Below are 14,086 nucleotides of genomic sequence, written 5' to 3'. Positions count from 1 at the left end.
ATTTTCTCAAAATATATAAACGACTGTGGGCTCGATCCAAGACGATGCTATGAGCTAATTCAAATCGATATGCTACTCAATTTCAGTGAGCTTTGAATATGAAGTAACTGGTTTAGTCCACTATGAATTTAACGCAGTATTACATTATGCCAACTGGAAATACATGTGTGCAGAATTAAATAGCATATTATTTAATATCAAATACTTAATTATTAAGTTCTTGGAACTTGTGAGGATGTGGTGGCTATCTTGCAAGTTGTATAATCAAAAAATACCAAAATTACATCAAAAAATATACGCTGATCAGTCAGTTTTTTGGCAGAAAATAATGCCTTGATTCGGCATTGTTCATTTATGCTACAGCATAATTTTTAAAACCAGAATCCCTCTAGGATTAGGATCATGTATACAGGATTGTATAAACCCGATATGAGCACGAGAACAATTCCGCTGAACAAAAAACCGCTAAGCTTGATGATCCTTTCAGTTCTTTCCAGTGCTGTCTATGCTGAAACATCTCGCAGCCAGCATCCTGTGCAACAACTCAACACCATCGTGGTCAGTGCTGAACAGACAGATCCGCAGCAGCAATACCAGACCGAGCTTGCGCAAACCTCAGGTGGAACCAATTTTATTTCAGCCCAGCAGCTTGAACATCAACATATTGCAAATAATGCCGATGTATTTCGTCTGCAACCCGGTATCTATGCTCAATCCCCGGGCAATGAAGGCGCCAAAGTGTCTATCCGTGGCTCGGGTATTAACCGGACATCAGGTGCGCATGCCTCTGGTACCTTTGTGCTGATTGATGACATTCCATTTACCGGGCCGGGCGGCACCGCTTATGAATTACTAGAGCCTTGGTGGATTGATCATGTCGGCGTCTATCGCGGTGCAAACGGTTTTAAACAGGGGGCGCTGGCGCTAGGCGGAGCGATTAACTATAAAAGCAAGACTGGTGCCGAGCAGAATGGTTCTGAACTGAAGTATGAGGCAGGCAGTCATGGTTATCAAAAATATCAGTTCAGTACCGGCCGTAAACTGGATCAGCTGGATTATTATCTGGCGCTAACAGGTAACCAGTTTGACGGAATTCAGGATCATGCCAAAGGTGATGGCAAAGGCCTGGCTTTTAATCTCGGCTACCAGATTAGCCCGGACATTGAAACCCGTTTTTATGCCCGTTACCGCGAAAGCAAACATCTGACACCGGGGCGTATTACCCAGGAACAATTAAAAAACAATCCTGAAGTAGCTGATCCTAATTTTGTAGGAATTGATGCCAAACGTATCCAGCCGGGCAGTACCTGGCTCGCCAACACCACCACCTGGAATTTACAGGATGATGCAAAATTGACTGCTAGTCTGGCATATCATCATTATCCGTTAGACTTACGTGAAAGTCGCTATCGTACCAATGTCGATTATGAAGATATTACTGCACGTATTCAGTATGAAAAGCCCTATCAATTGTTGGGTCTGGAACATCAGGGGCGTATTGCCTTACGCAGTACCACCCATCGTCCAAACAGTGGTGTAACGGAAACTTTAAGATTTAATACAGAAATTGGTAATCAAACATATCCGGCAGATACGGTCACGCGCCGTTATACCTATCGTGGTTCAGACAATGTATTGCAATTTGATCAGCAGACGGCGCTCAATGACCAGCTCTCCCTAGATCTAGGTCTTGCAGCAGTCTATGCCCATCGTGAAAGTGAAGTGACTTATCCAGCTGCCAGTCCTAAGATCAATCAGTATGAGTGGGATTTTGCCCCACGTCTCGGGATGACTTATCAACCGAATGAGTCTGTGCAGTGGTTTGCCAATTTAAGCCGCAGCATTGAACCGGCTCATCCTTGGGCGATGGCATGGTCATCCCCCTATTATTTTGATGAAGGAATTGCCTCAGGCCGGGTACGTGCTCCGATTCATTTAAAAACCCAGACTGCAAATACATTGGAATTGGGTGGACGTGGCCAATCAGGCTTTGGCGATTGGGCGCTCAGCTATTATTATTCCAAAGTTAAAAATGAACTTTTAACGTCTGAAATGATTAAGGATTATGGAGAGGGTTCAAGCAAAAATGAAAGAATCAGTGTAGAAGCAAATGCCACACCAACCATTCATCAAGGCGTCGAACTGAGTTTGGATACACCATTGCATGAATTTAAACACGGTGAATTACGCTTGCAACAAGCCTATACACTGAGCGATTTCCAATACAAAAATGATCCGCTGTTTGGCGAAAACCAGTTGCCGGGGATTCCCAAACATTTGTATCAGGCACAGCTCAGTTATGCCATGCATAATGGTTTTTATATCGGCGTGAATACCGAATATGCGTCCAAAATGCCGCATGATTATGCCAATAGCCGCTTTAGTGATGATTACCAGATTTGGGGCATTGATCTCGGTTATGCACCAGAACACCAATCATGGAAAACCTGGATCAATTTCAAGAATATCACCGATGAAAAATATGCTGCTGTGGTCATCCCGGGCCTAAATGATCAAGGGAAGGATGAAGCACGCTCTTCACCAGGAGAAGGATTCTCGACCTATGCTGGTGTGTCTTTCAAGTTTTAAACTTGAAACTGTTACAAGCGTAAAGAAAAGAGCGGAGATTAGCCCGCTCTTTTTTATATATGATTAATTCAACCATTAACTTTGGATAATTCCAGTAACGCCAGTGACAATCATATCAATCGCAATGGTACCGATCAGCAGCGCAGCAACACGCCCGACTATATCCACATATAAATCTATGTAGTTGGAATATTTATGCTGCAAATGATCATGCAGATATTTCATTAGAATCAGCAGGCTACAGGTCAAAAACAGGGTAAGAAAAATCACCAGCATGGTTTGCCATAAACTGAGCTGAATCCCGGTGATCACCGCCGCTGAAATGGTGCCCGGCCCAATCATAAAGGGCATGGCAATGGTGCCTGCCAGATGATGAGGTGCGCCGCGCATCACGCCAATGGTATCGGCACCTTCAAAGACATAGCGATAACCAATCACCAGAAAGATGATACCGCCAAAAATCTGGAAAGATTCAAAGCGGACATGCAGTACTTCCTGAAAGAATGCTTCACCGGTCTTGGCAAAAATAATAAAGACGATAAAGCTGATCAGGCTGCCCTGAATCAATGCCATGTTAAAGACTTTGGCTTCGGAATTACGGATAATTCCGAGCATATAAATACTCATCAAAAATGGATTGAGTAAAGAGAAGAACAGGGCAAAGGCATGTAAGCTTTCTGACATTATCGATTCCTTCTAGGGCCTTGGACGGTATTAATTTTCACGGTCTGGAAACAGCGGGCGTGTACCCGGACTGATACGGTTAATATGCAGATACATCATATGACGTTCATATTTATCCAGAATGTCGTTAATGACCTGTTCCTTGCTATAACCGACCAGATCATTGCCTTGCGAACCTTCAAACAGATAGCTTTCCAGACGATAGTAATAACGTTTGGCACGTTTCCCGCGCGAACTGAAGTTTGGGGTGTCATAACGCACCGGCCAGATTTCATAAACAAAATTTTCTTCTTCATCGAGCTGAATAATCAGATCCAGATGATAGAGTTCCGGTTCATCCTCTACCGGTTTTTCCTGTACATCAACATGCACACCTTTAGTGATGAGTTCGGCTGCAACAGCCTCAATAGCCGGTTTGCACACCTCATTTAGCATGCTTCGGGTCTGGGGCAGGCTTGGATGTAACATCACCCGACTCAGCCGTTTTTTCCAGTTAAAGATGTCCACGTTTCCGACCACAGGTGCCGCATTCATACTGGTACTGGCCTGACGGAAATCTTCCAGACGCAGGGATTTATACAGGCCCGCCATGACAAAGAAAATCACAAAGCTAAAAGGCAGTCCCATAATAATGGTGGTGTTTTGCAAGGCTGTAACACCGTTGGCCATCAGCATCGCCAAAGTCAGCAAGCCAATCGCAATGGCCCAGAAAATACTCAGCCAGCGCGGTGAATCATGCTCGATATTGGTAAATTTAGTGGTGAAATTCCCCAGTACCAAAGCGCCAGAATCCGCAGAAGTGACATAGAACAACAAACCGGTAATGGTCGCGATCCCTGCGATAAAGCTAAAGCCAGGATATTGCGCCAGCAAGTCATAGAAACCATGTGCCGGATTTTCCAGGACTGTGGTCGCCAGTTGAGTATTGCCATCAAACATGACGCTATGGAGTGCACTATTACCAAAAATAGATAACCAGGTCAGGGTAAATAATAGGGGAATAATCAAGGTGCCGGCGACAAACTCACGGATGGTTCGTCCACGTGAAATACGCGCCAGAAACAGCCCGACAAAAGGAGACCAGGCAATCCACCAGGCCCAGAAGAACAAAGTCCAGCTATTCATCCATTCTTTAGGTTGCTCAAATGGAAAACTGGTTAAGGACAGCTTTGGAAACTGACTGATATAGTCACCAAAGTTCTGAATCAGGGCGGCCAGCAAGAATTCGGTATTGCCCATCATTAAAATAAACAGTAACAGGCCAATCGAGACATAAATATTAATTTCTGAAAGGACGCGGATGCCTTTATTGACACCGGATGCAACAGAAATAATGGTAATAATCACCGCGACTGCGATTAATCCGGTCTGTACCCACAGGTTTTCCGGTAAATCAAATAGCACATGCAGGCCGTAATTGAGCTGGACCACACCAATACCGCAGGTGGTCGCAATACCGAAAATCGTGCCGAGTACTGCCGCAGTATCGACCGTATGCCCAATCGGACCATGAATCTTTTTACCAAAAATCGGATAGAGTGCTGAACGGATGGTCAGTGGCAGGTTATAACGATAACTGAAATAGCCCAGGGCCACACCTATCAGTGCATACATGCTCCAGCCAGTTAAACCATAGTGGAACAGGGTCCAGACCATGGACTGGCGAGCCGCCTCGAAAGTCTGGCCTTCACCGACGGGTGGATTCATATAATGCGAGAGAGGTTCCGCCACCGAGAAGAACATCAGGTCAATCCCGATTCCGGCAGAAAACAACATGGCTGACCAGCTTAATAAACTAAATTCAGGCTTGGAATGTTTAGGCCCTAATTTAATTTCCCCATAACGTGAACAGGCAATAAAAATAATAAACACCAGATACAAAGTGGCAGCCAGCAGGTAATACCAGCTAAATGTACGACTGACCCAGTTCAGAATATTGGTGATGACCAGATTGGCCTGTTGATTGAATAAAATCGTGACGAGAGAAAAAAGCAGAATAAGTGTTGCTGAAACATAAAACACCACTTTATTCAGACTATCCTGCACTTGTTCAGTTTTCTTTTGCATAAATCTGTGACCGTAGTTTTATTGTCATGTGATTTACAGCGCAGTTCGATTTGACACAGGGTTCGACACTTAAAGAGTCAAAGCCGAATCAATTACAAACATTTGCAAATCCAAAACAAACTGCGCTGTACATCTGAGGTTGCTAGGCACTATAATTTTTATTAATTGATCGTTCAATTAAAAAAACGTTTTTTAATGTTACCTCATTCTGCTATTGCAGCATGAGTCCGATTTATAGATTCGTTATTCAGGTTAGTCTTATGCCAAAAGTTGGTATGCAACCGATCCGCCGTCAACAGCTTATTGACGCGACCCTAGCTGCTGTAAATGAACTAGGTTTTGCAGAAACCTCAATCAGCCAGATTGCACAACGTGCCGGTGTTTCGACCGGCATCATAAGCCATTATTTTGGCGGGAAAAATGGCCTCATTGAAGCAACAATGCGTTATTTATTGCAGCAGTTAGGTAAAACCGTGGCAGAGATGCAGACCCAGGTGGATGCCACACCTGAGCAACGTTTGCTTGCCATTGTACGGGGTAATTTTGCTGCACCTCAAACCAATAAGGCCGCTATGAAAGTCTGGCTGGCATTTTGGGCGAGCAGCTTGCATCAACCGGACTTGCATCGGTTGCAACAGGTTAACCATTACCGCTTACATTCCAATCTCAAGCACGAATTTATGAAAGTGCTGTCCAAATCAGAAGCAGAAAAAGCGGCACAAGGGCTAGCTGCACTGATTGATGGTTTCTGGCTACGTGGAGCACTGATCAGTGGCGAGATTGATCCAGAAATGCCGATCGAACTGTGTAGCCAGTTTATCCAGCAGCAATTGAAATCACACAAATAGGCGAGGGAATTACAGTGACTACCTATCATTTACAGCGTCCTTATATTCACGGCCAATATGTCGATGCAACATCGCATCGCAGCTTTGAAAGCATCAACCCTGCAACTGGTGAGATCCTGGCGGAAATCCAGATCTGCAGCAAAGAAGACATTGATCGTGCCGTCGAATCTGCACAAAAAGGGCAGAAGGTCTGGGCTGCAATGACGGCGATCGAGCGCTCCCGGATTTTAAATAAAGCAGTCGCTATTTTACGCGAACGTAGTGATGAACTGGCGCGTATTGAAAGTCTCGACAGCGGTAAAGCCTGGAGTGAAACCTCTACGGTAGATATTGCGACTGGTGCAGATGTCCTCGAATATTATGCCGGCATCTTGCCAGCCCTCGAAGGACAGCAGATTCCACTGCGAGAGACTTCATTTATTTATACCCGTCGTGAGCCTTTGGGTGTTGTGGCCGGCATCGGGGCCTGGAATTATCCAATCCAGATTGCATTATGGAAATCTGCACCAGCACTGGCAGCAGGCAATGCCATGATTTTTAAGGCCAGTGAAACCACGCCTTTGACCGCACTGAAACTGGCTGAAATCTATACCGAAGCCGGTGTGCCGCACGGGGTATTTAATGTCGTGACTGGCAGTGGCGAGATTGGCGCTTATTTAACTGCACATCGGGATATTGCTAAAGTCTCGTTTACCGGTGGTGTTGCCACGGGTAAAAAAGTCATGGCGCAAGCCGCAGATTCCAGCCTGAAAGAAGTCACCATGGAACTCGGTGGGAAATCTCCCCTGATTATCTGTGAAGATGCCGATCTTGATCTTGCCGCTGACATTGCCATGATGGCCAATTTTTACAGCTCAGGTCAGGTCTGTACCAACGGCACCCGGGTATTCATTCCCTATACCTTAAAAGCGGCTTTTGAAGAAAAAATCTTGCAGCGTATTCCTCATATCCGTATAGGCGATCCGCTCGATCCGGAAACCAATTTTGGGCCAGTCTCCAGTTTTGCGCATATGCAGAAAGTACTGAAATTTATCGAGCAGGGCAAAATCGAAGGGGCACGATTACTTTGTGGTGGTGGCCGTGCCACACAAGGTGATTTGGCCAAAGGTGCCTACGTCTTGCCCACGGTATTTAGTGACTGCCGGGATGATATGAGTATCGTCCAGCATGAGATCTTTGGGCCTGTCATGAGCATTTTAAGCTATGACTCTGAAGAGGAAGTCATTCGCCGTGCCAATGCGACCGAGTACGGACTGGCTGCGGGTGTTGTCACGCCTGACCTTGCCCGTGCGCATCGTATCATTCATCAGATTGAAGCCGGAATTTGCTGGATAAATACCTGGGGCGAATCTCCAGCAGAAATGCCAGTCGGTGGTTATAAACACTCAGGAGTTGGACGTGAAAATGGTATTGTGACTTTGCAGCAATATACCCAGACCAAATCGGTTCAGGTGGAGTTGAACCCATTCCAGTCCGTGTTTAGCGCATAAAGAGGGTCCAGCCTTATGAACTATGATTATATTATTATCGGGGCAGGCTCGGCCGGAAATGTGCTGGCTGCTCGATTGACTGAGGATCCGGATACCAAAGTCTTGCTATTAGAGGCGGGCGGGCCGGATTATCGTCTGGATTTTAGAACCCAGATGCCGGCAGCCTTGGCTTATCCTTTACAGGGACGCCGTTATAACTGGGCCTATCTGACCGATCCTGAACCACATATGAATAATCGCCGCATGGAATGCGGACGTGGTAAAGGCCTTGGTGGCTCATCGCTGATTAATGGCATGTGTTATATCCGCGGCAATGCCATGGATCTGGAACAGTGGGCCAGCTTGAAAGGTCTGGAACACTGGAGCTATGCAGAATGTCTGCCCTATTATAAAAAGGCGGAAACACGCGATATTGGCGGCAATGACTATCATGGCGATGCCGGGCCAGTTTCAGTCGCAACACCAAAAAATGATAATAATGAGCTGTTTCATGCCATGATCGAAGCTGGTGTACAGGCCGGTTATCCACGAACGGACGATTTAAATGGCTATCAGCAGGAAGGCTTTGGCCCGATGGATCGTACCGTGACTCCGCAAGGCCGCCGTTCCAGTACCGCGCGCGGTTATCTGGATATGGCCAAAGGGCGCGACAATCTCACTATTATTACCCATGCCATGACCAATAGAATTCTGTTTAGCCAGAAGCAGGCGATTGGCGTGGAATATTTTGAAGGTCAAAATGCCTTACAACCCATTCAGGTCTTTGCCGATAAAGAAGTTCTGCTGTGTGCCGGGACGATTGCTTCCCCGCAAATTTTGCAGCGTTCAGGTGTGGGTCCTGCCGCATTATTAAAAAGTCTGGACATTCCGGTCGTTCAGGACTTGCCGGGTGTGGGCGAAAACTTGCAGGATCATCTGGAAATGTACCTGCAATACCAGTGTAAAAAACCGGTCAGTCTCTATCCCGCCTTAAAGTGGTATAACCAGCCGATGATTGGTGCTGAATGGTTATTTCTAGGCACAGGTATTGGTGCCAGTAATCAGTTTGAAGCAGGTGGCTTTATCCGCTCCTCCGACGAGTTCGACTGGCCCAATATCCAGTATCATTTCCTGCCGATTGCAATTAACTATAATGGAACCAATGCCATTCATGAGCATGGTTTTCAGGCGCATGTCGGTTCGATGCGTTCACCCTCCCGCGGGCGTATACAACTCAAATCCAAAGATCCGTTTGAGCATCCAAGTATTTTATTTAACTATATGAGTACCGAGCAGGATTGGCGCGAATTCCGGGATGCCATCCGGATTACCCGGGAAATTATGCACCAGCCGGCACTTGATCCTTATCGGGGTGAAGAAATCAGTCCGGGTCAAACTGTACAGACAGATGCCCAGATTGACGAGTTTGTGCGTAATCATGCTGAAACCGCCTATCACCCATCTTCTAGCTGTAAAATGGGCGAGGATGATATGGCAGTTGTGGACGGTTATGGCCGGGTACATGAAATGCAGGGTGTCAGAGTCATTGACGCTTCCATCATGCCCTTAATTATTACCGGAAATTTGAATGCCACCACCATCATGATGGCCGAAAAACTGGCAGATCATATTCGGGGAAATCCGGCTTTAGCTGCATCGACTGCGCCGTTTTATCAGGCAGCTCGAGTCTCAAGCCAAGCTTGAAATTTCTATTTTACAGGTGGAAATAGGCATAAACTTATATTAATTATGCGTTAAAATAAGCTGTATATTTTGATATTAATCAATCTTTAAGTAGGGCTGCATCATGTGTTCAGCCCTTTTATTTACCTAAAAAGAATTTTATATTTTATGAGAATCTTAAATCAAACTTTGCTCTTCGGCTGTGTCACATTTTCCAGTATTTGTAGTTTTGCAAATGACGTTCAAAACAATCAAATACAAGCAAGTGGCAACCTGAGCGTGGTGTCTAAATATGTATCACGCGGTTTAAGCAATGCACCGGAAGACGATAATATTGCACTACAAGCAGGGTTGAATTTGGCCTATGGCAACTTTTATGTGGGCTATTGGGGTTCCACATTGGGTTATTCCTATGCTGAGGTGCAAGGACGCAAAGGGCATAGCACCGATAAATTCGAGCATGATTTTCTGGTCGGTTATACGCACAGCTCGGAACATTATGATTGGGATTTCTGGAATGCCACCTACTATTATCCAGGGGGCGAAAACACCACCGGTAATGAGTTGGGTTTAAATGTCAGCCGTATGCTGGATGAAAAAACCAGTATTGGCGCGAGCGTATCGACCTATCTTTATGATGTGGCCTATGCCAATCAGGGCGATACCTTTTATACGCTGAATCTGAACCATCAATTGAATGATCGTGTGAATGCCAGTCTGACTGCTGCAGGTAGCTATTTTAATGATGAAGGCAAATATGAAGGTGGAGAACTGGGCGATACCCAAAAACAGCATGCCTTCCGTTATGCGTCTGCTGGACTGAGTTATGCAATCTTGCCTCAATTAAGTGTGTCAGGCGAATATCTGCTGGGGGGCTATGACCGCTACGGTGACAAGCAGCGAAATCTGGCTTTATTCGGTTTAAGCTATGATTTTTAAGGCCTTAAAGCTTAGAAGATGAAATTATTGTTAATCTGTCTATACATATTTTAAAGCTACATCAGAAGCGCTCATTCGATATTAAAAGCAACACATGGATCGTCACAAATTTTAAATGTGTTGATTCATGTTGTTCCTATTTCTTAGCTTTATAGAAAATATCGCGGAAAAACTCACAAACGTTATCAATTTCATCAAATGACTCTATAATAGCGCCCATTCTTAAAGGGTTCGCCGTAGTCTCATGACTACGTTATTACCCTGATTTATTTTTAAGTCAAGTTCTCCTGCGTGATTCGGCTTGTACATTCAGATTCAGCATCTTATTTGTCCATGGCGGCACATAAGAACATTTAGGTGTCCACATGGAAATCAAGGTCAATTATCTCGACAATCTGCGCCAAGAAGCCAAATTTGATGACTTCACGGTGATTGCCGATCAACCGATTCGTTACAAAGGCGATGGTTCCGCTCCCGGTCCATTCGATTATTTTCTGGCCTCATCGGCACTTTGTGCAGCTTACTTTGTCAAAGTATATTGTGCAGCACGGGATATTCCGACCGAAAATATTCGCCTGTCACAAAACAATATTGTCGATCCTGAAAACCGTTATAAACAGATTTTTAAAATTCAGGTTGAGCTGCCGGCTGATATTTCAGAAAAAGACCGTCAAGGCATTTTGCGCTCGATTGATCGCTGTACCGTCAAGAAAGTTATTCAGACTGGCCCTGAATTTGTAATTGAAGAAGTCGAAAGCATTGATGCCGATGCGCAAGCCTTGTTAATGCCAAGTCTGGCCTCGGCAAACAGCACCTTCATTCCGGGCAAAGATCTGCCTTTGGAAGAAACCATTGCCAATATGTCTGCCATTCTGGCCGGTCTGGGCATGAAGATTGAAATCGCATCATGGCGCAACATCGTACCAAATGTATGGTCATTGCATATTCGTGATGCGCAGTCGCCAATGTGCTTTACCAATGGTAAAGGGTCAACCAAGGAAAGTGCGCTGGCTTCGGCACTGGGCGAGTTCATCGAGCGTCTGAACTGTAACTTCTTTTATAACGACCAGTTCTGGGGTGAAGACATTGCCAATGCAGAATTTGTACATTATCCAGATGAAAAATGGTTTAAGCCGGGTCCAAATGGCGAACTTCCACAGGAAGTCTTAGACGAATACACGCTTGAAATTTATGATCCTGAAGATGAACTTTTAGGTACTCATCTTTATGACACCAACTCGGGCAACACCGAACGCGGCATTTGTTCACTGCCATTTGTACGGCACTCTGATGGTGAAACTGTTTATTTCCCATCAAATCTGATTGAAAACCTTTACTTAAGTAACGGCATGAGTGCAGGGAATACCTTGCCTGAAGCTCAGGTGCAATGCCTGTCAGAAATCTTTGAACGTGCAGTCAAGCGTGAAATTATTGAAGGTGAACTGGCTTTACCGGATGTGCCTGAACAGGTGCTGGCAAAATATCCAAAAATCGTGGAAGGCATTAAAGGTTTAGAGGAACAGGGCTTCCCGGTGCTGGTCAAAGATGCTTCATTAGGCGGCCAATTCCCGGTAATGTGTGTGACCTTGATGAACCCGCGCACTGGCGGTGTGTTTGCCTCTTTTGGTGCGCATCCAAACTTTGAAGTGGCACTTGAACGCAGCCTGACTGAATTGTTGCAAGGTCGTAGCTTTGAAGGTCTGAATGACCTGCCAAAACCAACCTTTAGTTCAAATGCCGTGACTGAACCAAACAACTATGTCGAACACTTTATCGATTCGAGTGGTGTGGTGTCTTGGCGTTTCTTTAGTGCCAAAGCAGATCATGAATTTGTGGAATGGGATTTCACCAACCATGGTCAAAACTCCAATGCAGATGAAGCTTCAGCTTTATTCGGCATTCTGGAAGAGCTCGGTCATGAAGCCTATATGGCGGTTTATCAACATTTAGGTGCAACGGCTTGTCGTATCCTGGTGCCAGGCTATTCTGAAATCTATCTGGTCGAAGATCTGATCTGGGATAATACCAACAAGGCTTTGGCATTCCGTGAAGATATCCTGAACTTGCATCGTCTGGATGAAGAACAGCTTGAGGCGCTGGTAGAGCGTCTGGAAGAATGTGAGCTGGATGACTATACCGAGATCAAAACCTTGATCGGGGTTGAATTCGATGAAAATACCGAATGGGGCCAATTAACGATTTTAGAATTAAAATTGTTAATTTATCTTGCGCTGCAACAATTTGAAGAAGCCAAAGATCTGGTTGAGCAGTTCTTGCAGTTCAATACCAATACCGTTGAACGTGGCCTGTTCTACCAGTGCATGAATGTCGTACTTGAAGTATTGCTTGATGACGAGATGGAACTGGAAGATTATGCACATAACTTCCGCCGTATGTTTGGTGATGCACGTATGGACGCGGTTATGGCTTCAGTTGAAGGCACAGTACGTTTCCATGGTTTGAGCGAAACCAGTATGAAGCTTGAAGGTCTGGATCGTCATTTACGCCTGATTGATAGCTATAAAAAACTGCATGCTGCGCGTGCCAAGTTTGTGGCAAAATAAATCAATTCCCTGAATGACTCAAATTTTAGTCGTTCAGGTCTGATTTTAAAATGGCTGATCCGGCTTCGGGTCAGCCATTTTTTCAGCACGACATAAACCAGATTATTTTCCTATCTCATTTCAATAGATAGAGTGATACAGGCTTATTTTGATTTACTTTAAAATTTATTAATCCCAGCTCTCGAGAGAACTGGGATTACCTAAAAAATTAAAGTGAAGAGTTAGTACGAACTGCTTCAAGATTGGGTAAGTGAATCAGAGAAATAGATATATTTTTTTAATTCACAAGAACTATCCAAATTACATATTTGGATAGTTTGGACCACCGCCACCTTCCGGTGTTACCCAGGTGATGTTCTGAGACGGATCTTTAATATCACAGGTCTTGCAGTGCACACAGTTGGCTGCATTGATCTGGAAACGCTTGGAACCGTCATTATTTTCCATGATTTCGTATACACCTGCCGGGCAGTAACGCTGTGCCGGCTCATCCCATTTCGGTAAGTTCACTTCCACCGGAATCGAAGCATCAGTCAGCTTTAAATGCGCAGGCTGGTTTTCTTCATGTACGGTATTGGATACAAATACTGAAGACAGACGGTCAAAGGTCAGCTTGCCATCCGGTTTAGGATAGTTCGGTTTAAACGTTTCAGCCGCCTGAGTTTTCAGTGCCGCATGGTCTTGTACCAGATCATGTAGGGTAAACGGTACTTTAAACACGTTCTGATCAATGAAGTTAAATGCACCACCGATCCATTGACCGAATTTATGCATTGCCGGGCCAAAGTTACGTGAGTTATATAACTCTTCTTTCAGCCAGCTTGCATCAAACTTGTCTTTATAGGCGGTCAGTTCTTTGACAAAGAAATCTTCGCCTTCAACTACACGCGCAACCGCCAGATCACCGCCTTTTTCCACACCAGCCGCAATCGCTTCAAATACCGCTTCGCCGCAGAGCATGCCGGACTTCATTGCCGTATGTGAACCTTTGATTTTGGCAAAGTTCAGGAAACCTGCATCATCACCAATTAAAGAGCCACCCGGGAAGGTAAATTTAGGCAGTGAGTTAAAGCCACCTTTGGTCACGGCACGTGCGCCATAAGAAATACGCTTGCCGCCTTCCAGATATTGTTTAATCAGAGGATGGGTTTTCCAGCGCTGCATTTCCATAAATGGATAAATATGCGGATTGGTGTAGGACAGATCCACGATCATACCCAAAGTCACCTGATTGTTTTCAGCG

The 14,086-nt window shown here is 45.1% G+C and carries 9 protein-coding genes; 6 read left to right on the top strand and 3 right to left on the bottom strand.

Annotation, left to right across the window (positions count from 1 at the left end; genetic code table 11):
* Nucleotides 1-429 precede the first annotated feature (429 nt).
* Entirely contained in the window at nucleotides 430-2,589 is a 2,160-nt protein-coding gene (locus KT990_RS01415; protein WP_218209003.1) for a TonB-dependent receptor family protein, read from the top strand.
* A gap of 75 nt (nucleotides 2,590-2,664) precedes the next feature.
* Here KT990_RS01415 and KT990_RS01410 read toward each other — a convergent pair whose 3' ends face one another.
* Entirely contained in the window at nucleotides 2,665-3,273 is a 609-nt protein-coding gene (locus KT990_RS01410; protein ID WP_005170876.1) for a MarC family protein, read from the bottom strand.
* A gap of 30 nt (nucleotides 3,274-3,303) precedes the next feature.
* A complete protein-coding gene (locus tag KT990_RS01405) occupies nucleotides 3,304-5,340 on the bottom strand; it encodes a choline transporter (protein ID WP_159138107.1) in 2,037 nt (678 codons plus the stop codon).
* A 260-nt stretch (nucleotides 5,341-5,600) separates the two neighbouring features.
* On the opposite strand from KT990_RS01405, the gene betI reads away from it, so the two are divergent.
* The 5 genes from betI to KT990_RS01380 all read left to right on the top strand — a co-directional run bounded on the left by betI (nucleotide 5,601) and on the right by KT990_RS01380 (nucleotide 12,843).
* Nucleotides 5,601-6,188: a transcriptional regulator BetI gene (gene betI / locus KT990_RS01400; protein WP_005170886.1), complete on the top strand. Its 588-nt coding sequence runs from the start codon at nucleotides 5,601-5,603 to the stop codon at nucleotides 6,186-6,188.
* Nucleotides 6,189-6,202: 14 nt separating this feature from the next.
* Complete coding sequence (gene betB / locus KT990_RS01395) at nucleotides 6,203-7,678, top strand: betaine-aldehyde dehydrogenase (protein ID WP_218209002.1); 1,476 nt, start codon at nucleotides 6,203-6,205, stop codon at nucleotides 7,676-7,678.
* Between the two features lie 15 nt (nucleotides 7,679-7,693).
* Complete coding sequence (gene betA / locus KT990_RS01390) at nucleotides 7,694-9,361, top strand: choline dehydrogenase (protein ID WP_218209001.1); 1,668 nt, start codon at nucleotides 7,694-7,696, stop codon at nucleotides 9,359-9,361.
* A 147-nt stretch (nucleotides 9,362-9,508) separates the two neighbouring features.
* A complete protein-coding gene (locus KT990_RS01385) occupies nucleotides 9,509-10,279 on the top strand; it encodes a hypothetical protein (protein ID WP_100357599.1) in 771 nt (256 codons plus the stop codon).
* Between the two features lie 365 nt (nucleotides 10,280-10,644).
* Complete coding sequence (locus KT990_RS01380; RefSeq protein WP_218209000.1) at nucleotides 10,645-12,843, top strand: OsmC domain/YcaO domain-containing protein; 2,199 nt, start codon at nucleotides 10,645-10,647, stop codon at nucleotides 12,841-12,843.
* A 300-nt stretch (nucleotides 12,844-13,143) separates the two neighbouring features.
* On the opposite strand, the gene KT990_RS01375 is transcribed toward KT990_RS01380, so the two are convergent.
* The coding region (locus tag KT990_RS01375) for an electron transfer flavoprotein-ubiquinone oxidoreductase (RefSeq protein WP_218208999.1) at nucleotides 13,144-14,086 on the bottom strand (943 nt) is incomplete at its 5' end.

This window comes from Acinetobacter sp. F9, from assembly GCF_019195275.1.
Lineage (GTDB): Bacteria > Pseudomonadota > Gammaproteobacteria > Pseudomonadales > Moraxellaceae > Acinetobacter > Acinetobacter pseudolwoffii.
Note: the sequence above shows the minus strand (reverse complement) of the source record. Positions and strands in the feature narration are given on the sequence as shown.